Here is a 24,701-nt window from a genome sequence, read left to right as displayed (position 1 = left end):
GACGAACCGGCGAGAAGCGATCACCACGCCGGATGGCTCGGCCTGGCGGCACGACGGGCCCCGTCGACAGGAGACGTACGGCGCGCTCGCCCCAGCCTTCCCCGGTGCGTCATCGCCCGACCACGGGACCGTCCTCCCGGCGCCGTGGTCGAACGGTCATCGATGTCGAGCGCCGCGCAGAGCGCTTCGAGTGCGTCCAGGCGACGACCGCGGCCGTTCAGGCAGGCGGCGCCAGGGGCCCCGCATCAGGACGGGCACGACCTGCCCGCCGCCGCCTGGCACGCAGGGGTCACGGCTCTTCGGCGGGCTTCCAGTCCCGGACCTCGTCACGCAGTCTGTCCAGTCGACGCCAGTAGTCCGCGACGGCCTCAAGACCGGGCCCGGTCAGCCGCACGCTGGTCTGGGCCTTCTTGCCGACGAACCGCTTGTCGATCTCGACGGTCCCGGCCGCCTCCAGTTTGGCCAGGTGGGCGGACAGGTTTCCCTTGGACAGCCCCGTGAGGCGCTGGAGATAGAGGAAGTCCGCCGCCGCGCAGGCCGACAACGCCGTGACGATCGCGAGCCGCGCGGGTTCGTGCAACAGCCGGTCCAGACCGGCGATCTCCTCGAACGGCTCGGTCACGTCGCGTCCGCTCCGCCATGCCCGGCCGCCTGCTCGGGCGAGGCCGTGGAGGCGCGCGGACCGACGAGGCAGCGATGCAGTGTCCGATGAGTGGTGACACCGACGACGATCAGCAGTGTGGTGAGCAGTCCCACGCCTGCGCCTGCGCTGGTGGCGGAGAACGGATGACGGCCGTCACCGTCGACGAGCAGGCCGAAGGGGATCAGGCTCAGCACGATCACCGCGACGCCGAACCAGATGAGAGAGCTTGACAAGGAGCGGATCCGCGAGCCGATGATCACGGTGGCGACACCCAGGACCACGCCGAACCAGGACACCACGTGAGCATCGGTGCCGAGCGGCCAGTTTCCGGTCATCGAGAGCACCGCTATCAGGCCGTAGACGCCGAGCAGCCCGAGTCCGAGCACCGCGGCCGCGCGGGCGACACGGGCGGATCGCCCACCGTGACGCAGGGTCCCGTAGGTCCGGTCGTACCAGCGTCCGATCCACCACGTCCCGACCGTCGCCGCCACGACCGCCGCCGCCCACATCCACCACCGGTCCTCTCCGGCCACTCCTGCCTCCCACGCCCACCACACCAGCAGCGGCGCGACCCAGGGCAGCATCCGATAGCCCTGCAAGCCCTGGAACTCCCTCGTCACCAGTCGCGCTCGTTCCGCGATTCCGGCGCGATCCGCCTGACCCGACATCCCCACAGCCCTCCTCATCCGCCAACTGGTTTGTACTGTAAACCGGACTGTTTCGCAGACGCAAGGCGGGCTCGTCAGACCGCGCCCCTATCGACGAGCCGTGCCCCGAGCGCCCTGCGCCGTCTGACCGGTTCAGTACGCCGAGTCGCCGCATAACGACGCCCGCATCAGGCCTGCGCTCCTCGGTCGCGCGTCACGGGGCGCACAGCCCGACGGCCGCCAGAGACCTCCCTCCCGACGGCCCCGACAGGCATGAGCCCGCCGAGCCACACCGGAATCGAGTCGGTGCAGCCCGGCGAGACGCCGACACGATGGGACGAGACCTCCCACATCGGACATCGAGGCGGGCAGACCGGTGGTCACGAGAGCGTGTTCTGTCCATCGGCCTTGTCAGGGATCACCCGCCGGAACACGATCGAGGAGCCCTCTCCTCCAGACCGTCCAGCCATGCGGTGCGCGGCGCCCTGACATCGAGAGCTCGTCGTCCCAGGGCTTCAGTCGGCCGATGCGCAGACAGGGCGGCACGATCGGCAGGGCAGCACTGCCGGCAGGGCGGGACGCCACCCCCTCGAAGCAGCACGACAGGTCGGGTCACGGATGCACCGGCCAGGTGTGCTCGCTGTCGGGATGATCCAGCCAGAGAGTCTGTCGACCTGGGGTGACGGAGAGCCCGAACCGATCCCAGGCGGGTTCGTCGAGGTCACACCACTGCTGGTGGGTGTCTTCGAGAATGGACCACAATCTGCGGGGCCCGCCTTCGGCGACGGTGTGACCGTCCTCGGTCGCGGAGAGGGTGACCTCGGCCCAGGAGCCGTCCGCGGTAGCGATCCAGACCGCGGTGGGCGGCCGGGCCGTGTCCTCTCCGGTATAGCCGTGGGCGATGCCGGGACCGAGCGCGAACGAGGCGAGGAACCACACGACCAGGTTGTTCCAGGGGATGCGGGGATCGAGTCGAGTGCAGCGGCGGCTCTCGGCATGATCTCGCCGCACCCGCATTCGTTCGGGTACGGCGCCTGCCTGACGGCGCAGATCCATGAACGCCGCGTAGACCGGGTCGAAACGCCCTTCCGCATGCTTCGCAGCGAGTCGAGTCAGCCGGACGAGGCTGCCCGCGCCGACCGCGATCTTCAGGTCGGTGAGGATCACGCCGCTCACGCGCGTCTGCTCGACCCAGGCCCATGGCACGGCCGGGACCGCGCAGGTGGCGATGACCGCGTCGAACGGTGCGTACTCGGGCAGCCCCGCCGCGCCGTCGCCTGCCACCAGTGTCGGGCGCCTGCCCAGACCGGCCAGCCGCTCGCGGGCCAGCGCGAGAAGGTCCGGTTCGACATCGATGGAGAACACCCGGTCGTCGCCAAGCCGGTGCGACAGCAAGGCCGCGTTGTAGCCGGTGCCGGTGCCGATCTCCAGAACCCGCTGTCCATCAGACAGGTCGAGAGACTCCAACATGCGCGTCATCAGGCCCGGCTGAGTGGCCGAGGACCGGATCACGGTGCCTGAGCCGGTGTCGTCGACCGCTGTCAGCAACACGGTGTTCGAGTAGACAGTGGCCAGGCCCGCCTCGCTCGCCGTGTCGATGCGCTCCCAGCCGCCGGGGGTGTGCTGGTAGTAGGCGGGAACGAGATGGTGTCGGGGCACGGCGGCGACCGCGGCCCGCCACTCGGGCGAGGTGAGTTTGCCTGCGGCCGCCAGTTCGTCCGCTAGCCGCGCCGCATGCGGCTGCCAGTCGACGTCTCCGAGGCCGGGGCCGGTGGTCACGAACACGCACTCCCCGCGAGGAGATCGGCGAGGGCGGCAGTGATCGGCGCCCCGGTTCGCGACTCCAGCCATCCGTACTGCCCCGAGCCGTTGGATTCCAGGAACCAGGCGCGCTCATCGGTGTCGAAGGCGAAGTCGAACGCCGCGTAGGCCAGCCCGAGTGTGTCCATGTAGGCCCGCAAGCCCTTCTCAAGGTCCGACGGAGTGTCCACCAGCTCGTAGGTGAGAGCACCGTAGTCGGACCGCCAGTCCACCCGCGCCGAATCGGAGTGCGCGCGGATCAGGATGGTGAACATCCGCCTGCCGACCACGATCACCCGAGCCTCGTGGCTCTTCTCCACCCAGCATTGGACCTGCGTCGCCGTCGAAGCGACTGATCTCAGGTCGGCCAAGTCTACGGAAGTGAGGCGGTGAGTGTAGGCCACCTTCAGTCGACCGCCCTCGGTCACCGCATTGGATCCGAGCGACTTGCACACGATCCCGGCCCTGTCCTCCGCGACCCCGTCGGTGTTGACGGCGGCGAACCTGGCCACGGCGGTCGGATCGTTGGTGACCAGAGTCGCAGGCACCCTCAGTCCACACGCGGCCGCAGCGGCCAGTTGCACGGGCTTGAACATCGCATCCGCAGCCCGGTTCGGGTTGTTGACCCACGATACTCCGGGTAAGGCCGCGAGCACTCCGCCGAGCCCGAGGCGCGCCTCGCGATGGGCGTACGCGCGCTCGACATCGGTGAGAGCGTCGGGAAACCGAAAGGCCGCAGGGTCGCGGTACCAGATCGCGGTTATCGCCTCTAGGTCGACCTGACGGTGTTCAGTGGTCAGAACACCGGTCCATCTACCGGTAGCATCGATACGAGCGTCGAGCACGAGGCGACGAGGAAACCAACTCGTGTCCGCGCGAAACACCTTCATACCCCGCGCAGTCAGCTCACGGACGACCGCATCGGCCGGGGCGTCTGTCTCCTGGGCGAGCACCACGACTGTCGGATCGTATGTCGAGGACGTCATTCCTCCTCCCAGTCGTAGTGCTCCTCCGGACCTTCGTCGCCGTCGCTCGACGCCTTGGTCTTCCAATCCTTGCCCATCGTCTCGATCAACGGCCTACCGTCCAGATCGACGGCGACCTGTAAGTCGGGGCTGTAGTGCGACTCCGGCTGCACCGGCGATGGCACTGGGCGGGCATGTCGCAATCCCAGCGGCCGGGTGTCGAACGGTCCCGGCCGGTCGGCCGTCGCCCGATGCCGCACCAGATACCGGAGACCGGCCGACGACAACGGTGTTGCTTCCGGAACCGGCATCACACCGATGTCGGTAGCGACGCCGGTGGGGCTGATGAGCATCGTCGCACTCCTCTGCTGGCATACCGCGAAGATCAGCCGCGCCAGCGGCCATACGGCCACGCCTGGATTCCCGACGTCATGACCAGAACGTCGAATCGACGCCGCCGATCACGCCTCTTCGATCACGCATGCTGAGCGTAATCGGTTGATTTCATACTGTCGATGTCCGCCGCTCGATCAGAAGCCATCCGTGGTGGGCACCCGTTTCCGGCACGGTCGGGGGCACGCGGTGTCCGGCCAGGAGACGGCACCGAGGAACCGGGCCGCGAGCGGCCCTTCAGGAGGACTACGTTCGGCAAGTGGGACGGCGCCACCTCGGGGAGCTCTATCTTCGACACGCAGTCTGGTCAGCCGGCGTCCGTAGTGCCGCGGCGGCCTTGAAACCGGCCTTCAGTCGGCCGCGCACGGGTCCCGGTCTGACCCGCCTATCGGCCGCCGACCCGATGGGACGAGACCGCCCACATCGGACATCGAGGCGGGCAGACCGGTGGTCACGAGAGCGTGTTCTGTCCATCGGCCTTGTCAGGGATCACCCGCCGGAACACGATCGAGGAGCCTTCTCCCACCGTGCTCCCGAACATCCTTCGCGCACCCGTGGCGAGTCCGTCGCCGTGACCCCCAGGCCGCCCCGCGTCGTGCACGACGTCGAAGCCGGTCATCGCGGCCGTCGACCCCGCCCGGCTCGGACGAAGACCCGACACCCGTGCCCGCCGCCACCACGAACACCCGCCCCGCGCCCACCCCACGCGCGGGGTTCCCCACTCCGACACCCCTGACCCGGAGGCCCCATGTCCCGCTTCAGACGTGTGCCCACGGCCCTCGCCGTCGGCCTCTGCCTCTGCCTCGCCGTCTCGCTCGCCACACCGGCGGCGGGCACGGACCGGAACGACACGCGGCACGCCGAGCAGGACTCGGCGGGCGTGTATCTCGTCGAGGACACCGACACCCCCGCCCTGCGGACCCGGATCGCCGACCTCGGCGTGGACGTCCTGACCGCCGACGACACGAGCATGACCGTCGTCGCCGACGCCGATCAGCTCGCAGGCCTGCGGGCCGTCGGACGGCCGCTGACCTTCCTGGCCGACCGCGAGGCGTACTTCGGCGGCGCGCCGGAGGACGTCCCCGACGGCCCGTCGATCAACGCCTTTCCCAACGGCTACCAGGACTATCACGACTTCGCGGAGCTGACCTCCGCCCTACAGCAGGCGGCGGCCGAGCACTCCGACCTGGCGACGCTGAGCACCATCGGCACCTCGGCGCAGGGGCGGAACCTGTGGCTGATGAGCATCACCAGGGCACCGGCGGGCTCCCCCGAGGTGCTCTTCACCTGCCAGCAGCACGCGAGGGAACACCTCACCCGTGAGATGTGCCTGCGCATCGTCAACCGCTTCACCGACAGCTACGGCAGCGACCCCGCGGTGACTCAGCTGGTGAACTCCCGCATCATCCGGGTGATCCCGTCGGTCAACCCGGACGGCGCCGAGTACGACCACGCCACCGGCACCTTCCGAGGCTGGCGGAAGAACCGGCAGGGGCAGGGCACCGACCTCAACCGCAACTGGGGACACCAGTGGGGCTGCTGCGGCGGCTCCAGCGGCTCCCCGAGCAGCGACACCTACCGGGGGACGAGCGCCTTCTCGGCGATCGAGACCCAGCGCGTCCGCGACTACGTGGCCTCCCGCGTCGTCGGCGGCGACCAGCGGATCACCGCCCACATCGACTTTCACACCTACTCGGAACTCGTGCTCTGGCCGTACGGCTACACCTACTCCGACACCGGACCGGGCCTCAGCGCGCAGGACGCCGCCGCGTTCCGCACCCTGGGCACGCAGATGGCCCGCACCAACGGATACACGCCGCAACAGTCCAGCGACCTCTACATCACCGACGGCAGCATCAACGACTGGATGTGGGCGGCACACGGGATCTACAGCTACACCTTCGAGATGTATCCCCGCGGCGGAGGCCTGAACGGCTTCTACCCGATCGACGACGTCATCGATCGGGAGACGGCGCGCAACGACGCCGCCGTCGACCTGCTGCTGTCCTACGCCGACTGCGTTCCTCGGGTGATCGGCGCGAGCTGCGGCTGATCCCTCGACGCCCGGCGTCTCGCCCGCGGCGCGCGCCGCGGGCGAGACGGGCCGGCCCCGGCCGGCTCGGGTCGGCATCGGCATCGGCATCGGCGAGACAGGGAGCCTCGACGACGGTTCCGGCGGGGGCGCGTATCCGCTGCCCGAATCAGAGGTCATCCGTGGTAGGCACCCGTTTCCGGCACGGTTGATGGCACGCGGTGTCGGGGCAGGGGACGGCACCGAGGAACCGGGCCGCGAGCGGCCCTTCAGGAGGACCACGTTCGGCGCGAGCTCCGCCTGGTCCGACCAGACACTTCTTACCCAGCACGAGGCAGGCGGTACCGCCACCGGTTCCTCTACCACTCCCAGCCTGATGGCCCTGATCTTGGAACGACTGGACCTTCGGCAGGGACACTCGGTGTTGGAGATCGGGCACCGGATACAACGCCGCCCGGACCTCGACCTCTTCGGCCTGACCGTCACCCCGACGGCACCCACCGCTTCCGGCTCGACGACCCCGACACCCCGGTACCTCACTGACCGCCCGCTTCGCCCGCCGCGCCCCCGTGACCGGTCACGGGGGCGCCGTCACGTTCCGACCCCGGCTACGCCACCATGGTCAGCCGAACACGAACAGTGAGGAGTCGAGCCTTGTCGGTCACCGACGTGGTCGCCCAGCTCCGCCAGGCACACGCCCTGCTCACCCAGGCCCGCCACGCCACCCGCCAGGCCGACGCCGCCATCACCGACGGAGCGGCGATCTTCGCCACCGCCACCCACGACTCCACCCAACCCGAGGTCGCACAGGCGAACCACCTCGCTACCCGGTCTGCCGAGGACGTCCGCGCCGCGCACGCGCTGCTCGCCGGAGCACAGGACGTCATCGACGGCTACTGCCGTGACATCGCCGGACACGGCATCGGCGAGGGTGGGTCGCTGGTCTCGGTCTTACCGCCCATCGGCGACACGAGGACCCGGCCGCCGCCGTCCACCGGACCACCGCCGCCGGCCGACGAGCACACCGACCCGCAGATCCGCTACGCCGACGAGATCGCCGAACTCCGACGACGGGGGGCGGAGGTCAAGCCCCACGACGTCGTGCGAGCAGAGCGCCTCGACGACGGACGGATCGTCTGGATCGAGAACGGCGACGGCGATAGCGGGCGGAACCACATCCTCTTGCCGCGTCGCGTCCGGAACTTCGAAGAGGTGCACATCCCACGGGAGGAGATCGAGAACCTGCTCTTCGCAGCACTCCGGAGCGGTACCGTGGTCGGGCACTGCGGAAGAGATCGGCCAGTGTATGAGGTGGAGTACCTCGGCGAGCGACGCCGTGTCGCAGTCAACACCACCACAGAGGGGAAGATCTACGGCGCCAACCCCATCGCCCGTAGACGAAAGATTCGCCGTGACCTGCATCGAAAGTGAGCTGAGATGACCGTGGACGTGACGATCCTCGTCGGGTGGAAAGAAGACTATCTCTATTACGAAAGCGGGTACGAGGAGGACACACTCAGCCACGATATCGAGGAGGCCGCAGAATTCCTTGATCTCAATGCCGACCTCGTTCGCGACCTCGAATCCTGGGACGCGGAATACCAAGCTACCTACAACCCCGTGAAATTCAGAGATTCTGGTTTCGCAACTCCCGATGCCAAGCGTGACTGGATCGAGCGAGGAAAGGAGCTATCGGCACGACTCAAAAGAGAGTCCCCGATGGTCGCCAGCGTCAACTACCTCGCAAACGGCAGCATCCCGGAGCACACCTGTGTCTTCTAGGATCGTGTCCTCGCGTAGGCGATGACTGGTCGTCCTGGGGTTCTCCGCCGTGGCACTGGCCGGATGCGCGCCGCCCTCCTACGAAGGCTCGGGCGTGCGGGTCGGCAGCGCGCCCGACCTGGTGTCGACCGCGGTGTCGGAGGACCCGCCGGTGAGTGTGTACTTCGTCTGGGGTCGTGGCCCTGAGCTGGTCGCGGTCGACGAGGCGTTGCAGTCGTGTGAGCCTGAGGTCGACGGGTGTGCAGGCCCGGTGGTGGATGCGGCCTTGTTGATGAGCGAGGTCGGCCAAGCGGTCAGCGACCTGGAGATCCGTGAGTTCTACCCGGACGTGGCCGGGATCGCGGACAGGTCCGCCGAGTCGAGCGCAGCCTTCAACGCCGGGGACTGAACCCTCGACGCCCGGTGTCTCGCCCGCGGCGCGCGCCACGGGCGAGACGGACCGGCCCGGGCCCCAGCCTGCTGCTCGGCTCGGTGGCCCCGGCCGGCACCGGCGAGACAGGGAGCGTCGACGGGTCCGGCGGGGACGCACGACGACCGTTCGTCGCCTGCCGACCCTCGTCTCTCAGGCCCACCCGACCCGTCTCCTTGCCCGGATGAGGGGTCGCACGGCGCGGGCCGATCCGCAGACCGGCCGCCGAGTCCGCCCACCGCCGGGCCGGCTGCCGCCAAACCGGATGCCGCCGGGCCACCCACCGCCAAGCCGCCGACCGCCAGGCCAGCTGCCGCCGGGCTGAGCGCGGTCCGCACCGTCCGCCCCCGATTCACCCGCCGTCCGACGACTTCCCACCGCACCACCGCCCCACCGCGCCCACTGACAGACCGAGCTCACCCACAGACCACGCCCCTCCGCCGCGCCGCGCGGCCGTCCACCGTCAGTCAGCGCCGGAGGCCTGCTCCCGCCACGCCTGGTCGAGCAGGCCCAGCAGGTCCCCGGTCGCAGGCGAACCGGAGTGGACCCGGCCGCCGAGCCGGAAGGCGGGGACCTCGGAGACCCCCGCCGTCGCGGCGCGGGCATGCTCGGCGCGCACCACGTCCGCATAGGCGTCGGTGCTCCACAGCCGCGCCGTCTCCGTCCTGCTCAACCCGGCCGCGCTCGCCAGCTCGGTGAGCAGCCCTCGATCGGCGAGGTCGCCGAGATCCCGATGGCAGGCGGCGAACAGGGACTTCCGCATGACGTCGCCGAACCCGTGCTCCGCGGCGGCGTGGGCGAGCCGATGCGCGTCGAAGGTGCTCGTCGGACGCAGGCCCTCCGGCCGCAGGACGAGCCCCGCCGCGCGGCCCTCGGCCCGGATGCGCTCCACGATCCCGGTCACGGTCGGCTCGTCCATGCCCCAGTCCGAGAGCATGATGTCGACGAGCGGCCGGGACGGCGTCTCCGCGTAGCCGGGGCGCAGTTCGAACGAACGCCAGCGGGTCTCGACGCGGTCGGCATGGGCGAAACGGCCGAGCGCGTCGCCCCAGCGTCGGAAGCCGATCTGACACCAGGGGCAGGCGAAGTCGAACCAGATCTCGACGCTCAAGGCGCCGCGCTCCCCCGGCTCGGTCGGCGTCGAGGCCGTGTCGATCTCGCTCATGCCACCATCGTGTGTCGCCCGACGGTGATCCGCCAGCCTCGCGCGCCGCTAGATACGACGCACACCACGATGCCCTCTCGGCTCGTCTCGTCGACCGCCACGAGTGCTTCGTCGGCGGCGGGCCGCTGCCGGGTGTGGCCCACCGCGATGTCGTGATGCGGGAAGACCAGGCTCTCGGCGTCCCGCCACGTCAGTTCGGCGTCCAGCGGTGCAGATTCCACCAGGGGCCCCAGGTGAGTCCGTGCTCCGCGGGCTCGAGCACGGCCTGATAGCCGGCCCAGCCCGCCCGTTGGAGATAGGCGTGATCCAGGAAGGCCAGGTAGACCAGGCCTGGATCGTCCAGATAGGCCCGCTGCGCCTCCCAGTAGTAGACGGTCCGACGCGCCGGATCGGTGACCTCGCGGGCGTCGTCGAGCACCGAGTCCACTTTCGGATTGTCGTAGCGGCCGGGGTTGCCCGACGGGTCGGCAGGCGCCGTGGAGTGCAGCGCCTCGTAGAACTGAAGGTCGGCGTCGAGCTGCCGACCGCCGCTGATCACGGCGGCGTGCTCGGCGGCCTGCTCGGCGAGGTCGGCCTCCGACAGCGCCCGTGTCTCGACCTCGATGCCCACCTCGGCCGCGTCGGCGGCGAAGGCCTCGGCGAGGCGGCCGTCGAGATCGCGCAGCTCGTCGTAGACCACGGTGAACCGCGCCACCTCGCCGTCGCGCTCCCGAACGCCGTCCGCGCCGGGCGTCCATCCGCCGGTGTTGAGCAGCCGCCCGGCCTGCTGCCGGTCGACGATGAACTCGGCGCCGGGCTCGCGCAGCTCCGCCAGCGCGGGACTCGCCGGGGTGGAGGCCGGGGCTCCCAGGCCGTTGAGCACGTCCTCGACCAGCGCCTCTCGATCCACGGCGAGGTTCAAGGCCATCCGCACCGAGCGGTCGCCGGTGACGGGGCCGTCGGCGGGGAGACTGACGGCCCGATACTCGACGCTGTCGTGTCGCAGCAGGTCGTAGTCCTCGGCGGCGGGAGTGCGGGCCGGGTCCCGCAGACCGTGCGGATCGCCCGGCGGCAGCACCACGCCGTCGGGCTCCCCGGAGGCGAGGAACTCCGCCTGCTCGGCCGCGTCGGCGGCGAAGACGACGCGGACCTGCTCGACCTCCGGCGTACCGCGCCAGTGGTCCTCCGCGGCCGTCCAGACCATCTCCTCGCCCCGCGTCCACTCGGTCAGCCGGTAGGGCCCGGTGCCGTTGGGCTCCTCCGCCAGCGGGGAGTCGTCGACCGTCCGGCTCTCGGCGAGCGGCTCGCTCGGCAGGATGCCGAGGGTGAGCAGCGCGGCGAACGGCGCGTACGGCCGAGCCAGCTCGAACCGGACCGTCGTCTCGTCGACGGCGGTCACCGTGTCGATCACCGAGTACTCCGCCGCGAGCGGCGAGCCGACCGCCGGATCGAGCAGCGCCCGATAGGTGGCGACGACGTCCGCCGCGTCGAAGTCGCTGCCGTCATGGAAGGTCACGTCATCGCGGAGACGCACCGTCCAGGCCCGGCCGTCCTCATCGGGCTCGGGCAGCTCCGCCGCCAACGCGGGCACCAGGTCCAGCCGGGCATCCGGGGTGAGGAGCCCGTCGTAGAACTTCGCGGCGCCACTACGGCCGAAGCCCGCCAACGGATGCAGGGTCGCGGGCTCGTCCACGGTGGACAGGACGAGCGGGGCGGTGGCGTCCGCGGTGTTCCCGCCCGGCGACAGCGGACTGGTGCAGGCGGAGGAGAGCAGCACGACGGTCAGCACGCAGGCGGGCAGCCGATGGCGGGGAGTGGGCACAGATCACCCTAGAAAGCACGGCGAGCGCCGGGCAACCGGGTCCGTCTCGCGCCCGCCTCGGGCCGCGCCGGGCGGGCGGCCTCGCTCCGCCGCAGGCGCACGATGGCGAACGGCGACGGGAGACGGGCATCGGCGACGCCCGACCCGCCCGTTCGACGTCGGACCCGTCAGCTCAGGTCCAGTCCCAGATCCAGCGCGGGCGCCGAATGGGTGAGGCCGCCCACGGCCAGGTAGTCGACGCCGGTCGCGGCATAGGTCCTGGCGACGTCCAGGGTGAGCCCGCCGGAGGCCTCCAGCCGGGTGCCGGTGCCCGCGGCGTCGCGCCGCCGAACTGCCTCGGCGCACTGCTGCGGGGTGAAGTTGTCCAGCAGCACCAGCTCGGCGTTCTCGGCGAGCACGGCGTCCAGCTCCGCCAGCGTCGTCACCTCGACCTCATAGGAGAGATCCGGGGCGTGGGCCCGGACGGCGGCCAGCGCCGCGGTGACCGAGCCGGCGGCGACCACGTGGTTGTCCTTGATCAGGACGGCGTCGCCCAGACCCATCCGATGGTTGGCGCCGTCGCCGCAGCGCACCGCGTACTTCTCCAGATGCCGCAGCCCCGGGGTGGTCTTGCGGCTGTCCCGAATGACGCAGTCGGTGCCCGCGACCTCGGCGACCCAGGCCGAGGTGAGGGTGGCGATGCCGGAGAGGTGACAGAGCAGGTTCAACGCCGTGCGCTCGGCGGTGAGGAGTCCCCGCACGGGCGCCTTGATCCGCAGGGCCGCCTGACCGGGCCGCACCCGATCTCCGTCGGACAGCTCGGTGCGGACCTCGACGCGATCCGGGCCGATCACGGTGTCCAGCACCGCCAGGAAGACGGGGATGCCCGCGACGGTGCCCGACCGCCGGGCGGCCACGTCGGCGACCGCCACCGCCTCGGCCGGGACCGTGGCGGCGGTGGTGACGTCAGGCCCGTACCGGAGGTCCTCCTCCAGCGCGGTGAGAACGATCCGCCGCACCTCCACGGGGTCGAGGGAGGCGGCCTCCAGCTCACCGAGCACGGTCGAGGAGAACTCGGCCGGAGCGAACTCCGCGAAACGCGAACTCATGCGACGCCTTTCAGACTGATCGGATCGACGAGGATGGGCTGTCCGGCCACGTCCAGCCGAGCGGGCAGGCTGCGCCGCCAGTGCCGGTCGTCGCGTCCGGGATGATCGTGACGCACGTGGCAGCCTCGGGTCTCCGTGCGGCTGCTCGCCGCGAGCAGCAGCAGCCGGGCCACCAGCGCGAGCGCCGCGTCGGCCACCAGCTCCGGGGTGCGCAGCGGGCGCACGACGGAACAGTCGTCCAGCGCGGCCGTCGCCGTCGCCAGCCCGGCGGCGTCGCGGCCGATGGCGGCGTGCCTGCTCATGACCCGTTGCAGGACGGGCCGGTCGGCCACCGCCTCGGCGGGCAGGACGGCGTCGACCGATTCGGTCGGGCCGCCCAGCAGGCAGGCGGCGAGGTCGGCGGCCACCGCCTCGGCGACCGCGCGCCCGGTGACCAGGCCCTCCAACAGGCTGTTGGACGCCAGCCGGTTCGCCCCGTGCAGTCCGGTCCTGGCCAGCTCACCGACCGCGTACAGCCCGACGACGCCGGTGCGGCCCTCGGTCGAGGCCACGATGCCGCCGCAGGAGAAGTGCGCGGCGGGCGCGACCGGGATCGGAGCGACGGCCGGGTCGACGCCTGCCGCCCGCGCGGCGGCGAACACCGTGGGGAACCGCCGCCGGAAGGCCGGGCCGGACAGGTGGGTCGCGTCGAGGTAGACGTGATCGTCGACGCCGCCGGGTGCCTCGGTGAGCCGTCGGGTGATCGCGGCGGAGACGACGTCCCGGGGTGCGAGGTCGGCCATCGGGTGTACGCCCGCCATCACCCGGTCGCCTGCGGCGTCGATCAACACCGCGCCCTCACCCCGGACGGCCTCGGTGATGAGCGGTCGGCGGCCTCGGGACGCCGGCCCGCTGTAGAGCACGGTCGGGTGGAACTGGACGAACTCCAGGTCCGACACCACCGCGCCGGCCCGCAGCGCCAGCGCCAGCCCGTCGCCGGTCGCGCCGTCCGGGTTCGAGGTGGCCTGATAGAGCTGGCCGATCCCGCCGGTGGCGAGCACCACCGCCGGGGCCCGCAGCAGGCCGGGCGACCCGTCGGGGTCGAGCACGAGCAGGCCCGCCACCGCCCCCGCCGGGGTGCGCAGCGTCTCCACCGCGACATGCCGCTCCAGGACGGCGAGGCCGCCGTCCCGCGCCGCGGCCAGCAGGGCGCGGGAGACCTCCGCTCCGGTCGCGTCGCCACCCGCGTGGATCACCCGGTAGGCGCTGTGGCCGCCCTCCCTGGTCCTGGCGAGCCCGCCGCCGTCGGCTGCCGCGTCGAAGCGCGCCCCCAGGTCGATCAGCTCGGTCACGGCGGTGGGGCCCGCGCCGACGATCCCGCCCACGGCGGACTCGTCACAGAGCCCGGCTCCCGCCGCGAGCGTGTCGGCGACATGCCGGTCGACGGAGTCGACGGCCGCCGCCGAGGAGGCCGGTTCGGCGAGGACGACGGCGACGCCGCCCTGTGCCCATCGGGTGTTGCCGTCCTCGGCCGCTCCTTTGGTCACCACCAGGACCCGCAGGCCCAGCCGCCGGGCGTGCAGCGCCGCGGTCAGCCCCGCTACTCCGGTGCCGACCACGAGCACGTCGGCGTCGGCCTCCCATCGGACGGTCATTCGCCGCCGCCCGGCCTGCCGATCTCGATCATCCGTCGTACGGCGCTGCGCGCCTGGCTCGCGGTGTCGGGATCGACGTGGACCTCGTCGAGCCCTTCGCGCAGGCAGCGGAGCAGCGCGGCGGGGGTGATCATCTTCATGTACCGGCAGGAGGCCCGGTCGTTCACGGCCCGGAAGTCGACGTTCGGCGCCGCCTGGCGTAACTGGTGCAGCATTCCCACCTCGGTCGCCACCAGCACCGAGGACGCGGAGGTGCCCCGTGCGGCGTCAAGCATGCCGCCGGTGGACAGGATCCGGACCTTCTCGGCGGGCACGCCGCCCTCGCCCGCCAGGTACAGCGCGGAGGTCGCGCAGCCGCACTCCGGATGGATGAACAGCTCGGCGTCCGGCGCGGCGGCGGCCCGCTCGGCCAGCTCGGCGCCGTTGATGCCCGCGTGGACATGGCACTCGCCCGCCCAGACGTGCAGGTTCTCGCGGCCGGTCTCGCGCTGCACGTGGGCCCCGAGGAACTGGTCCGGCAGGAACAGGACCTCCCGGTCGGCCGGGATGGAGCGCACCACGTCGACGGCGTTGGAGGAGGTGCAGCAGATGTCGGTCTCGGCCTTCACCGCGGCGGTGGTGTTGACGTAGGAGACGACGACAGCGCCGGGGTGCTCGGCCTTCCAGGCCCGCAGCTGGTCGGCGGTGATCGAGTCGGCCAGCGAGCAGCCCGCGCGCTCGTCCGGGATCAGGACGCGCTTGTCCGGACTGAGGATCTTGGCGGTCTCGGCCATGAAGTGGACGCCGCAGAAGACGATGGTGGAGGCGGTGCTCTCGGCGGCGATCCGGCTCAGCGCCAACGAGTCCCCGGTGTGGTGGGCGACGTCCTGGATCTCGGGGAGCTGGTAGTTGTGCGCCAGCACCACCGCGTCCTGCTCGGCCGCCAGCCGCAGGATCTCCTCCCGCCAGGCCTGGTCGCCGACGACGCCGCCGAAGGGTGTGAGGTCGACGCCGGGTTCCGCCGCCGTGTCGTGCGCGGCGGCCGTGCTGCTCGCGGTCATCCTGGTCCTCCTGACCCGACCACGGATCGGGGTCGGTTTGACTACCGAGAGTTTTCGCCCTGCAAGCGAAAACCAGCCGGATAGTATCAGCCGAGTGAGCACTACCGGGCACGAGGTGTTGGCGGCAGTACTCGGAGTGCGGGGTCTCGGACCGGAGAGATCACTTCAGGTACTGCTGTGGCAACGCGGCATGGCACCCCAGGCGGGGCGCTGGTCGCTGCCCGGCGGACGGCTGGGCCCGACGGAGGACGTCGAGGCCTCGATCCGACGCCAACTGGCCGAGAAGGTCGACGTCCGCAGGCTCTCCCACGTCGAGCAGCTCGCGGTCTTCAGCGCCCCGGACCGCGTCCCGGGCCCCCGCACGGTGGCCACCGCCTTCCTCGGCCTGGCGCCCTGCGACGTCGACCCGACCGTCCCCGAGGACACCCGCTGGTATCCCGTCGACCAGCTCCCCGACACCGCCTTCGACCACGAGGCCATCGTCCTGCGGGCCCGCAACCGCCTGCGGGCGAAGCTGTCCTACACCAACCTCGGCTTCGCCCTGGCCCCACGAGAGTTCAGCATCTCCACGCTGTGCGGGATCTACTCCGTCGCGCTGGGCTACCGGGTCTCCCCGACGAACCTCCAGCGAGTGCTCACCCGACGCGGACTGCTGGAGCCCACCGGACACACCTCGCCCTCCGGGCCCTCGGGCGGGCGCCCGGCGGCGCTGTTCCGGTTCACCGGACACGGCATCCAGGTCACCGACCCGTTCGCGGTGCTCCGACCACCCCCGACGGGCGCCGCGCGGCGCAGGTGATCAGGCCCACAGTCCCCCGGGCGGAACGCGCCGCTTAGGCCGGGCTAACCTCTACCTAACGACAGGGTGCACGCTCTGGACGTGGACGTTCTGCCAATCCAAGTGTGATGACCGATGAGGAGAGTCCATGAGTCGCCCGCTGCGGGTAGCGGTGATCGGCGCGGGTCCGGCCGGGGTGTACGCGGCCGACATCCTGACCAAGTCCGAGCAGCCGGTGAGCATCGACATCTTCGAGCGCCTGCCTGCGCCCTACGGCCTGGTCCGCTACGGCGTCGCCCCGGACCACCCCCGGATCAAGCAGATCATCCACGCGCTGCGCCGGGTGCTGGAGAAGCCGCAGGTGCGGTTCATCGGCAACGTCGACTACGGCGTGGACGTCAAGCTCGACGAACTGCGTGAGCACTACGACGCCGTGATCTTCTCGACCGGTGCCGCGACGGACCGCGCGCTGGACATCCCCGGCGTCGACCTGCCCGGCTGCCACGGCGCCGCCGACTTCGTCTCCTGGTACGACGGCCACCCCGACGTCCCGCGTGACTGGCCGCTCACCGCGCGCAGCGTGGCCGTGATCGGCGCAGGCAACGTCGCCCTGGACGTGGCCAGAGTGCTCGCCAAGACCGCCGACGAGATGCTCACCACCGAGATCCCGGACAACGTCTACCGGGGCCTGGCCGCCAGCCCGGTCACCGACGTCCACGTCTTCGGCAGGCGCGGCCCCGCCCAGGCCAAGTTCACGCCGCTGGAGCTGCGCGAGCTGGACCACTCCCCGAACGTCGAGGTCATCGTCTACCCCGAGGACATCGAGTTCGACGAGGGCAGCATGGCGGCGATCCGGGAGAGCAACCAGGTCAAGACCATCGTCAAGGTCCTTCAGGACTGGGCGATGCGGGAGCCCGGCACCCGGCCTCGCAGGCTGCACCTGCACTTCCTGCACCGCCCCGTCGAGGTCACCGGCACGACCGAGGTCGAGGGCCTGCGCACCGAGCGGATGGAGCTGGACGGCACCGGCAACGTCAAGGGCACCGGCGAGTTCCACGACTGGGACGTCCAGGCGGTGTACCGGGCGGTCGGCTACCTCAGCTCGCCGCTGCCCGAGGTGCCCTTCGACCATGCCACCGGCACGGTGCCGCACCAGGCCGGGCGGGTTCTCGACCTGGACGAGCAGCACATCCCCGGCGTCTACGTCACCGGCTGGATCAAGCGCGGCCCGGTCGGCCTCATCGGCCACACCAAGGGCGACGCGCTGGAGACGATCAACAGCCTCCTCGCCGACATCGACGGCGTGGAGCTGGACGACCGGCCCGAGCCGGACGCGATCCTGCGCTTCCTGGCCGATCGCGGCGTGCCCTTCACCGACTGGACCGGCTGGACCAGGCTGGACGAGCACGAGATCAACCTCGGCGCCCCGAGCGGTCGCGAGCGGATCAAGGTCGTGGACCGGGCGGAGATGCTGTCGGTCTGCCGGGAGGACTGACCTTCCGACGACGCGAGACGAGACAGGGCGGTCACCCGACGGTGGCCGCCCTGTGTCGTCACGGGGCCATGGCGGCGTGCCGCCGTGTATGCGGGCCGGGGCGGGCCGGATCGGGTGCGGGCACGTCGTGGCGTCGCAGGTGGCGTCGATCCAGGTGGCGTCGCAGGTGCTCGGGTGGCGCCGACGCGGCTGGTCGGGCGCCCGACCGTCGACGACGGACCACCCGAGACCGTCCGGGGCGAAGTCCGCCGAGCGAATCCGCCCAAGGCCGAGACGCCCAGTGCGCGGTCGGCCGTAGGCCCGACCCGATCAGGAGAGCCTGCGCCCCAGGTCGTCCTCGCCGTTCCAGGCCGTCGCCAGTCCGTAGGCGAACGCGGCACCGAGCGGCTGGGCGACCATCGCCCACGGCGAGTCGAGGCCGGGCGGTCGGACCAGCGTCATCCCGGCGCTGATCTGGTCGGCCAGCGGATGCGCGGAAGCCGCGAAGGACAATCCGGTGCGCGTCGCCAGCCAGGCGGCCAGCAGCGAGCCGCCCACGACGGCGAACGCGGTCACCGGACCGCGACGCCGCCGCAGCAGCCAGCAGGCCATGCCCGTGAGGACGCCGAGGGCCGCGCCGAGCAGGACGAACACCGCGATGGCGTCGAACCGGTGGTAACTCTCCATCGAGAACGGGATCAGAGTGCCGTCGGAGAGGACCCGCAGTCGCATCGGCGGGGCCAGCACCGACCACAGCCAGCCCAGCGGCAGGCCGAGCAGCCCGATGACCGACAGCGTGCTCAGTGCGGGCAGCACGTCGGCCCAGGCGAAGGCGGGCGCGACGGGACGACGGGCCGCCGCGACGGCGCCGTACTGGTGCGCCGCGTACTCGTCGACGTGTTCGGAACCGAACTCGTCGGCGTGGAACCCGTTCGAGCGCGCATCCGCCGTGCCGACGTCCGCCTGCGGCGGGGCAGCGCCCGGTGACGACGAGGCGGGCGCTCCCCCGACGGGAATCCTCCCGGCGGGCACCCCGTCCGCGCCCCTGGGCTGCTGCCCCACTTCGGCCTCCATGCCAACTCGGGTTCGTGCCGGACGCCGCGTCAGCGGGCGCCGGCGTCCCGGCTCGAGGCGTGCGACTCGCCGTGCACGCTGCACCGGGCGCTCCACCCCGCCGGGGTCACCTGCACCACCATACGGCGGGCGCAGCGCGCACAGAATCGCGGTGGATCAACGATCCGGCGCCGCGCGCAGCCGTTCGCGTGCGGCGCCGACGCCGCCGCGCCGCACCAGCCGCAGAAGTCGTCCTCAGCCATCGTCGACGCCCCGATCACAGCGTCCGGTTCAGGGCCTTGATCGGCATGTTCAGCTCGTCGAGCATCGCCAGGTCCTGTTCGGCGGGCCTGCCGAGATTGGTCAGGTAGTTGCCGACGATGATCGCGTTGATCCCGCCGAGCATCCCCTGCTTGGCACCGAGGTCTCCGAAGGTCAGCTCCCGCCCGCCCGCGAAGCGCAGGATCGTGCGCGGCAGCGCCAGCCGGAAGGCGGCCACCGTGCGCAGCGCCTCCGTCCCCTCGACCACCGGATAGTCCTCGAACGGGGTACCGGGATTGGGGATGAGGAAGTTCAACGGCACCTCGTCCGGGTCCAGCTCGCCGAGCTGCGCGGCGAACTCGGCCCGCTGCGCCACGGTCTCGCCCATGCCGATGATCCCGCCGCAGCACACCTCCATCCCGGCGGCCCCGACCATGCGCAGCGTCTCCCACCGCTCCTCCCAGGTGTGGGTGGTGACGACCTGCGGGAAGTGGGAGCGGGCGGTCTCGAGGTTGTGGTTGTACCGGTGCACGCCCATCTCGACCAGCTCGTCCACCTGCGCCTGGGTGAGCATCCCCAGCGAACAGGCGATGTTGATCTCGGCGGTCTCCGGCTCCGCGCGGATGGCCTCGATGCCCGCGCGCACCTGGGCGAGCAGCCGATCGTCCGGTCCGCGCACGGCCGCGACGATGCAGAACTCGGTCGCGCCGGTCACCACGGTCTGCCGGGCGGCGGCCACGAGGCCGGGGATGTCGAGCCGCACGGCCCGGACCGGCGAGAGGAACCGGCCCGACTGCGAGCAGAAGTGGCAGTCCTCCGGGCAGCCACCCGTCTTCAGGCTGACGATGCCCTCGACCTCCACCTCGGGACCGCACCACCGCATACGGACCTCGTGGGCGAGTTCGAGCAGCTGCTCGACGCGGTCGTCCGGCAGCCGCAGCACGGCTTCGATCTGAGTCCTCTCCAGTCCGCGGCCCTCTTCGAGGACCTGCTCTCTGGCCAGGGCAAGGATGTCGGTCTGATCGGACGTCACTGTCACAGTGGACTCCCTCGATTCAGTCTGCCGAACCACGATGCAGGAGAGCGGGCGATCGACGCATTGTCACGGTGTGCCCGAATCCGTTGCGCGACACTGTCGACGACCACCAGAAGATCATCACAGGTCGGCTCCGTTCCGTGAAGATCACCGGGCGGGAGAGTCACCGTCCGGGTGGGCCGGAGGCGCCGAGTCCGGCGACGACGGTGACGCACGCGGTATCGCGGGGCCTTCCGCCACCGGGTCGAGGCCGCCCGAGCCCGCGGCGTCGCCCGGTCGGGTCCCGCGACGCCCCGCCGCGGCGCCCGCAGGCGCGTCCCCATCGAGGTCGCCGCGCACCGACGCGACGAAACGGTGTGCCCTGCCGAGTCCGAGGGCGATGATCGTCACCAGCAGCCAGGTGAGCACGAGCAGCCAGCCGACGACCTCCACCAGCACCCTGATCACGCCCGAGCGTTCCCCGGCGTAGGCGCCGCCGAGCAGCAGCAGACCCGGCGCCAGCAGCAGCGAAGCGGCGGTGAGGACACAACCGGACCGGCTCCGACCCGAGCCCAGGTTCAGCGAGGTGCCCGCCGTGGCGAAGGCCGCGAGGAACAACAGCGCGGCGCCGCAGGCCGACGCGAGGCGTCCGAGGCCGTCGGCGGTGACCGCCTGCCACAGCAGCAGCCCGGCCACGACGACGAAGACGGCCGTGAGCCACAGCCCACAGCCGGTTCGGCCGACCCGCTCCGGGGGTGCCGCCCGGCCGTCGGCGGGACCGCCCACGCCGTGCCCCGGTGGGCCGAGTGGCCGCTCGGCGTTCATCGTGCGGCCCCCGCACCGTGCAGGCGGCCGACCGTGGTCGCCGGATCGTCGGCCGTGCCGCCGAGTTCGGGACGCAGCCAGCCCGGCGCCCTGGCGCGGAACTCCTCCGGGGGAAGGCCGCCCGCGCCCGAGGGCAGCACGCCCAGCAACGGCGCCGCCGCGACCTCGGGGAGATCTCGCAGGTTGTGCTCGGCCGCCAGGTCCGGCTCCGCCCGCCACTCGCCGATCACCACGCCGAGGCACGCGAGCCCTCGAACGCGCAGCGCCTCCACGGTCAGCGCCGTGTCGTTGAGGGTGCCGAGCCCCGCCCTGGCGACGACGAGCACCGGAGCCGCCACCGCCCCGGCCGCGTCGGCCACCGTGCCGCCCGCCGTGTCGAGACGGACCAGCAGCCCGCCCGCGCCCTCGACCAGGACCGTGTCGTGATCGCCGTCCAGCTCCCGCACCGCCTCGGCTATCTCCTCGGTGCCGACCCCGGCGGCCCCCACCCGCGCCGCCGCCGTCGCCGGGGCGAGCGGATCGGGATAACGGGCCAGCTCTCTCGTGGTCACCGGGCCGACGAGTCTGCGCACGTCGTCGACGTCGCCGGACTCCCCGCGCCGCACGCCGGTCTGAGCGGGTTTGAGGACGGCCGCCGTACGGCCCGCGCCGAGCGCACAGGCCGCCACCGCGGCGGTGACGATGGTCTTGCCCACACCGGTGCCGGTGCCGGTGATCACGAGGACACCCATCTGCCCGAGCCTAGAGGCAGACCCGACCGCCCTCGACGAGGCGGTTCGCCCCGCGGCGCGGGCGCAGCGCGCCCGACCGACGGCACGCATGCCGGGCGGCGGGGCCGTGCGGGAGGTCCGCGCCGGTCAGAGGGTGGCGGCGATCTCGGTCATCGCGGCGGTGACGGCGTCGAGATCGGCGTCGTCGATGACATACGGCGGCATCGTGTAGACCAGTTCGCCGAAGGGACGCAGCCAGACGCCGTGTCGGGCGGCGACCGTTCGGGCGGCGACCATGTCCACCCGATGGTCAAGTTGGACGGCGCCGATCGCGCCCAGAACCCGCACACCGCGCACCGACGGCAGGCCGCGAGCCGGGGACAGCCCTCGGGAGAGCCCTGCCTCGATGCGACGCACCGCCCGCCGCCAGTCATCCCCGGCGAGAAGTCCGAGCGACGCGCTCGCCACCGAGCAGGCCAGCGGATTGCCCATGAACGTCGGCCCGTGGGCGAGCACCGGCTGCTCCCCTCGGGAGATGCCCGCCGCCACGCGTTCGGTGCACAGCGTCGCGGCCAGCGACAGGTAACCACCGGTGAGGGCCTTGCCGACGCACATGACGTCGGGGCTGACACCCGCGTGGTCGGCGGCGAACAGCTCGCCGGTGCGGCCGAACCCGGTGGCGATCTCGTCGAAGATCAGCAGCACGTCGTTGGCCAGGGTCAGCTCCCGCAGCACGTGCAGATAGCGGGGGTCGTGGAAGCGCATCCCGCCCGCGTTCTGCACGACGGGTTCGACGATCACCGCCGCGAGCTCGTCGGCATGCTCCTCGATCTCGCGGGCCAGCAGCGCGACGTAGTCGTGGTCGACGCCGACGTCGTAGCCCGGCGGCGGGGCGGGCACGAAGACCTGTTCCGGCAGCACCCCGCGCCACAGCGAATGCATGCCGCCGTCGGGATCGCAGACGCTCATCGGATGGAACGTGTCGCCGTGGTAGCCGCCCCGCCAGGTCAGCAGGCGGCGCTTCTCCGGCCTCCCGACCGAGCGCCAGTGCTGGAGGCACATCTTGATCGCCACCTCCACCGACACCGAACCCGAGTCGGACAGGAAGACATGCCGCAACGGGGCGGGCGTGATCTCCACGAGACGGGCGCACAACTCGACGGCGGGCTCGTGGGTGAGTCCGCCGAACATGACGTGGCTCATCCGACCGAGCTGATCGGTGATCGCCGCGTCCAGCACGGGATTGCGGTAGCCGTGGACGGCCGACCACCAGGACGACATGCCGTCGATCAGCTCGGTACGGCCCTCGATCGGCTCGGCGAGCCGCAGCCGGACCCCGGACGCCGACTCCACGACGAGGGGCTCGACGACGCCGGGCATCGGGCCGTAGGGGTGCCAGACGTGGGCGCGGTCCAGTTCGATCAGTCGGGCGGGGTCCACGTCCGGCAGCTTAGGCCCGCTCGGCGGATGGCGGGCGAAGACGCGAGGAGCGTCGGCCGCGGGCCGGAAGGCCGGGACAGCCCGAAGCAGAAGTAGGCGTCGGACTCGGCGGTCGAATCCGACACCGGCGGGCCTGTGGCGGCCGCGAGTGGGAGACGCTGTACCAGGTCAGAGTGGCACGCTCCTCGATACCCACTGGATCGAGGAGATTCGGGTCGATGTTCACTGCCCGATCACACCGCTGATCCGGGTGGCGATCAGGCAGCCGCCGACGCCGATTCCCCGGCGAGTCCGGTGCGCCGACCGGTGATCGGACGTGCGTCGCACCGCGGCCGACGCCTCCTCGGCGACCGGAACGGGTCCGGCCGCCGAGGGCAGCGGGTCGCCGCCGACAGGCGCGGGGCCGCGGTGCGCGGCCGTCGCCGAGGGTTCAGGCCGTGAGCCGCACCGGCAGCGTCTCCAGCCCGTGGATGAGCGTGCTGTGGCGCCACCGCAGCGTCTCGGGCTCGGCCGCCAGGCTCAGGTCCGGGAAGCGGGCCAGCAGCCTGCCGAAGGCGATCTCGCCCTCCATCCGTGCCAGCGGCGCGCCGAGACAGAAGTGGATGCCATGGCCGAACGCGAGGTGGCCTCCCGGCGCCCTGGTGACGTCGAGCCGGTCCGGCTCCTCGAAACGATCCGGGTCCCGGTTGGCCGACAGCAGCGAGACCAGTACCGGGTCGCCCGCCGACACCCGCGCCCCGTACAAGGTCATGTCCGTGGAGGCCCAGCGCATCGTCGCGAGATGAATCGGTCCGTCGAAACGCAGGAACTCCTCGACCGCTCCCGGCAGCAGACCGGGATCGGCCTTCAGGGCGGCGAGCTGGTCCGGGTGCCGCAGCAGCGCGTGCACACCGTTGCCGATCAGATTGACCGTCGTCTCATGCCCGGCGACCAGCAGGACGAAGACCATGCCCACCAGTTCACGCTCGGAGAGCCGGTCCTCGTCGTCCCTGGCCTGGATCAACGCGGTCAGCAGATCATCGGCGGGCGCCTCCCGCTTGGCCGCGATCAGCCGCATCAGGTACGCGGCCATGCTGGCGGAGGCGGGGCCGGTCTCCTCGGAGTCGACGTCGAGCAGCAGGTTCGACCAGCGCCGGAAGTCGTCGCGATCCTCGCCGGGAACCCCGAGGAACTCACAGATGACCGTCATCGGCAACGGAAACGCGAAGGCGTCCAGCAGGTCCACCTCGGTACGACCCGCCATCTCGTCCAACAGCTCATCCGCGATCTGCTCGACACGCGGACGAAGCTCCGCCACCCGACGCGAGGTGAACGCCTTGGTCACCAGCTTGCGCAGCCTCGTGTGCTCGGGCTGATCCGACTGGAGCAGATTGGCGCTGAGGTCCTGGCTGAAGTAGACGTCGTCCTTGAACCGTCCGACCGCCGCGGCGGGCGGCGACTTCTGCAACGCGGGGTCGGCCAGTGCGGCGCGTGCCTCGTCATAACGGGTCACGATCCAGGTCGCCTCCCCTTCCGGAATCACCATTCTCCGGACGGGGCCTTCGACACGTAATTCCTGGTAGGCGGGGTGCGGGTCCTTGAGCACCACCTTCTCGAAATCGTCGGTCTGCTCGGCGGACGACGGCACTCCGGTCATGGACTCTCCACAGAAGGTGAATGGGCGCAATACCTGACAACTCCAGTAAACACACATAACGGAGAGAGCCAGGTCACACTCGGACGCGGCACGGGAAGATCCACCTGCTG

Annotated in this window: 24 protein-coding genes; 6 read left to right on the top strand and 18 right to left on the bottom strand. The window is 71.4% G+C overall.

The annotated features are described in order from the left end of the window. Positions 1-289: 289 nt before the first annotated feature. The 5 genes from AHOG_RS09300 to tgmA form a co-directional block, all read right to left on the bottom strand. Positions 290-622, bottom strand: a complete 333-nt coding sequence (locus tag AHOG_RS09300; RefSeq protein ID WP_093940989.1) for a transcriptional regulator — start codon at positions 620-622, stop codon at positions 290-292. Further along, a complete protein-coding gene (locus tag AHOG_RS09295) occupies positions 619-1,311 on the bottom strand; it encodes a hypothetical protein (protein WP_093940988.1) in 693 nt (230 codons plus the stop codon). Before AHOG_RS09295 ends, AHOG_RS09300 begins: the two co-directional genes overlap by 4 nt. Positions 1,312-1,902: 591 nt before the next feature. Beyond that, entirely contained in the window at positions 1,903-3,069 is a 1,167-nt protein-coding gene (locus AHOG_RS09290; protein WP_245856665.1) for a methyltransferase domain-containing protein, read from the bottom strand. After that, positions 3,066-4,046 carry an ATP-grasp ribosomal peptide maturase gene (tgmB, locus tag AHOG_RS09285; RefSeq protein WP_245856664.1) on the bottom strand — a complete coding sequence of 327 codons (981 nt, stop codon included), beginning with the start codon at positions 4,044-4,046 and terminating at the stop codon, positions 3,066-3,068. The genes AHOG_RS09290 and tgmB overlap by 4 nt, the downstream gene beginning before the upstream one ends. 26 nt (positions 4,047-4,072) lie before the next feature. Then, complete coding sequence (gene tgmA, locus AHOG_RS09280) at positions 4,073-4,408, bottom strand: putative ATP-grasp-modified RiPP (protein WP_245856663.1); 336 nt, start codon at positions 4,406-4,408, stop codon at positions 4,073-4,075. A gap of 788 nt (positions 4,409-5,196) precedes the next feature. On the opposite strand from tgmA, the gene AHOG_RS09275 reads away from it, so the two are divergent. The 4 genes from AHOG_RS09275 (at position 5,197) to AHOG_RS09260 (ending at position 8,650) form a co-directional block, all read left to right on the top strand. Further along, a complete protein-coding gene (locus AHOG_RS09275; RefSeq protein WP_093940985.1) occupies positions 5,197-6,501 on the top strand; it encodes a M14 family metallopeptidase in 1,305 nt (434 codons plus the stop codon). Positions 6,502-7,134: 633 nt separating this feature from the next. After that, the gene (locus tag AHOG_RS09270) at positions 7,135-7,911 is read left to right on the top strand and encodes a hypothetical protein (RefSeq protein WP_093940984.1); all 777 of its coding nucleotides are present in this window, start codon (positions 7,135-7,137) and stop codon (positions 7,909-7,911) included. Positions 7,912-7,917: 6 nt separating this feature from the next. Next, on the top strand, positions 7,918-8,262 hold the full coding sequence (locus tag AHOG_RS09265; RefSeq protein WP_093940983.1) for a hypothetical protein: 345 nt from the start codon (positions 7,918-7,920) through the stop codon (positions 8,260-8,262). Positions 8,263-8,311: 49 nt separating this feature from the next. Next, complete coding sequence (locus tag AHOG_RS09260; protein ID WP_093940982.1) at positions 8,312-8,650, top strand: hypothetical protein; 339 nt, start codon at positions 8,312-8,314, stop codon at positions 8,648-8,650. Between the two features lie 484 nt (positions 8,651-9,134). Here AHOG_RS09260 and AHOG_RS09255 read toward each other — a convergent pair whose 3' ends face one another. From AHOG_RS09255 to nadA, 6 genes are all read right to left on the bottom strand, one after another. After that, positions 9,135-9,836, bottom strand: coding sequence for a DsbA family oxidoreductase (locus AHOG_RS09255; protein ID WP_093940981.1), 702 nt, complete (start codon positions 9,834-9,836; stop codon positions 9,135-9,137). Further along, positions 9,833-10,057 (bottom strand): hypothetical protein, encoded by a 225-nt coding sequence (locus AHOG_RS09250; protein WP_093940980.1) that lies wholly within the window; start codon positions 10,055-10,057, stop codon positions 9,833-9,835. The genes AHOG_RS09255 and AHOG_RS09250 overlap by 4 nt, the downstream gene beginning before the upstream one ends. After that, positions 10,027-11,637 carry an ABC transporter substrate-binding protein gene (locus AHOG_RS09245; protein WP_211290561.1) on the bottom strand — a complete coding sequence of 537 codons (1,611 nt, stop codon included), beginning with the start codon at positions 11,635-11,637 and terminating at the stop codon, positions 10,027-10,029. The genes AHOG_RS09250 and AHOG_RS09245 overlap by 31 nt, the downstream gene beginning before the upstream one ends. 167 nt (positions 11,638-11,804) lie before the next feature. Next, the gene (gene nadC / locus AHOG_RS09240; RefSeq protein WP_093940979.1) at positions 11,805-12,725 is read right to left on the bottom strand and encodes a carboxylating nicotinate-nucleotide diphosphorylase; all 921 of its coding nucleotides are present in this window, start codon (positions 12,723-12,725) and stop codon (positions 11,805-11,807) included. Then, positions 12,722-14,359, bottom strand: coding sequence for an L-aspartate oxidase (locus AHOG_RS09235; protein WP_093940978.1), 1,638 nt, complete (start codon positions 14,357-14,359; stop codon positions 12,722-12,724). The genes nadC and AHOG_RS09235 overlap by 4 nt, the downstream gene beginning before the upstream one ends. Then, positions 14,356-15,399 (bottom strand): quinolinate synthase NadA, encoded by a 1,044-nt coding sequence (gene nadA / locus AHOG_RS09230; RefSeq protein ID WP_093940977.1) that lies wholly within the window; start codon positions 15,397-15,399, stop codon positions 14,356-14,358. The genes AHOG_RS09235 and nadA overlap by 4 nt, the downstream gene beginning before the upstream one ends. Before the next feature lie 136 nt (positions 15,400-15,535). Here nadA and AHOG_RS09225 point away from each other — a divergent pair, with 136 nt between their 5' ends. Further along, complete coding sequence (locus AHOG_RS09225; RefSeq protein WP_281258094.1) at positions 15,536-16,198, top strand: NUDIX hydrolase; 663 nt, start codon at positions 15,536-15,538, stop codon at positions 16,196-16,198. Between the two features lie 154 nt (positions 16,199-16,352). Then, complete coding sequence (locus AHOG_RS09220) at positions 16,353-17,672, top strand: FAD-dependent oxidoreductase (RefSeq protein WP_093944308.1); 1,320 nt, start codon at positions 16,353-16,355, stop codon at positions 17,670-17,672. A gap of 309 nt (positions 17,673-17,981) precedes the next feature. Here AHOG_RS09220 and AHOG_RS09215 read toward each other — a convergent pair whose 3' ends face one another. The 7 genes from AHOG_RS09215 to AHOG_RS09185 all read right to left on the bottom strand — a co-directional run bounded on the left by AHOG_RS09215 (position 17,982) and on the right by AHOG_RS09185 (position 24,591). Next, positions 17,982-18,725 carry a DUF2567 domain-containing protein gene (locus tag AHOG_RS09215; protein ID WP_157736729.1) on the bottom strand — a complete coding sequence of 248 codons (744 nt, stop codon included), beginning with the start codon at positions 18,723-18,725 and terminating at the stop codon, positions 17,982-17,984. Between the two features lie 29 nt (positions 18,726-18,754). Beyond that, complete coding sequence (gene bsaP / locus AHOG_RS30665) at positions 18,755-18,967, bottom strand: biotin synthase auxiliary protein BsaP (protein WP_093944306.1); 213 nt, start codon at positions 18,965-18,967, stop codon at positions 18,755-18,757. 14 nt (positions 18,968-18,981) lie between these two features. Continuing rightward, positions 18,982-20,004, bottom strand: a complete 1,023-nt coding sequence (bioB, locus tag AHOG_RS09205; protein WP_169725832.1) for a biotin synthase BioB — start codon at positions 20,002-20,004, stop codon at positions 18,982-18,984. A 144-nt stretch (positions 20,005-20,148) separates the two neighbouring features. Beyond that, positions 20,149-20,805, bottom strand: coding sequence for a hypothetical protein (locus AHOG_RS09200; protein ID WP_157736728.1), 657 nt, complete (start codon positions 20,803-20,805; stop codon positions 20,149-20,151). Beyond that, positions 20,802-21,536, bottom strand: a complete 735-nt coding sequence (gene bioD / locus AHOG_RS09195) for a dethiobiotin synthase (protein WP_093940973.1) — start codon at positions 21,534-21,536, stop codon at positions 20,802-20,804. Before bioD ends, AHOG_RS09200 begins: the two co-directional genes overlap by 4 nt. 126 nt (positions 21,537-21,662) lie before the next feature. Next, a complete protein-coding gene (locus AHOG_RS09190; RefSeq protein ID WP_211290560.1) occupies positions 21,663-22,955 on the bottom strand; it encodes an adenosylmethionine--8-amino-7-oxononanoate transaminase in 1,293 nt (430 codons plus the stop codon). Positions 22,956-23,385: 430 nt separating this feature from the next. Next, positions 23,386-24,591: a cytochrome P450 family protein gene (locus tag AHOG_RS09185; protein WP_093940971.1), complete on the bottom strand. Its 1,206-nt coding sequence runs from the start codon at positions 24,589-24,591 to the stop codon at positions 23,386-23,388. Positions 24,592-24,701: the final 110 nt, after the last annotated feature.

Source organism: Actinoalloteichus hoggarensis, from assembly GCF_002234535.1.
Taxonomy (GTDB): Bacteria; Actinomycetota; Actinomycetes; order Mycobacteriales; family Pseudonocardiaceae; genus Actinoalloteichus_A; species Actinoalloteichus_A hoggarensis.
The sequence above is the reverse complement of the archived record's forward strand: the minus strand, read 5'-3'. Positions and strand labels throughout refer to the sequence as shown.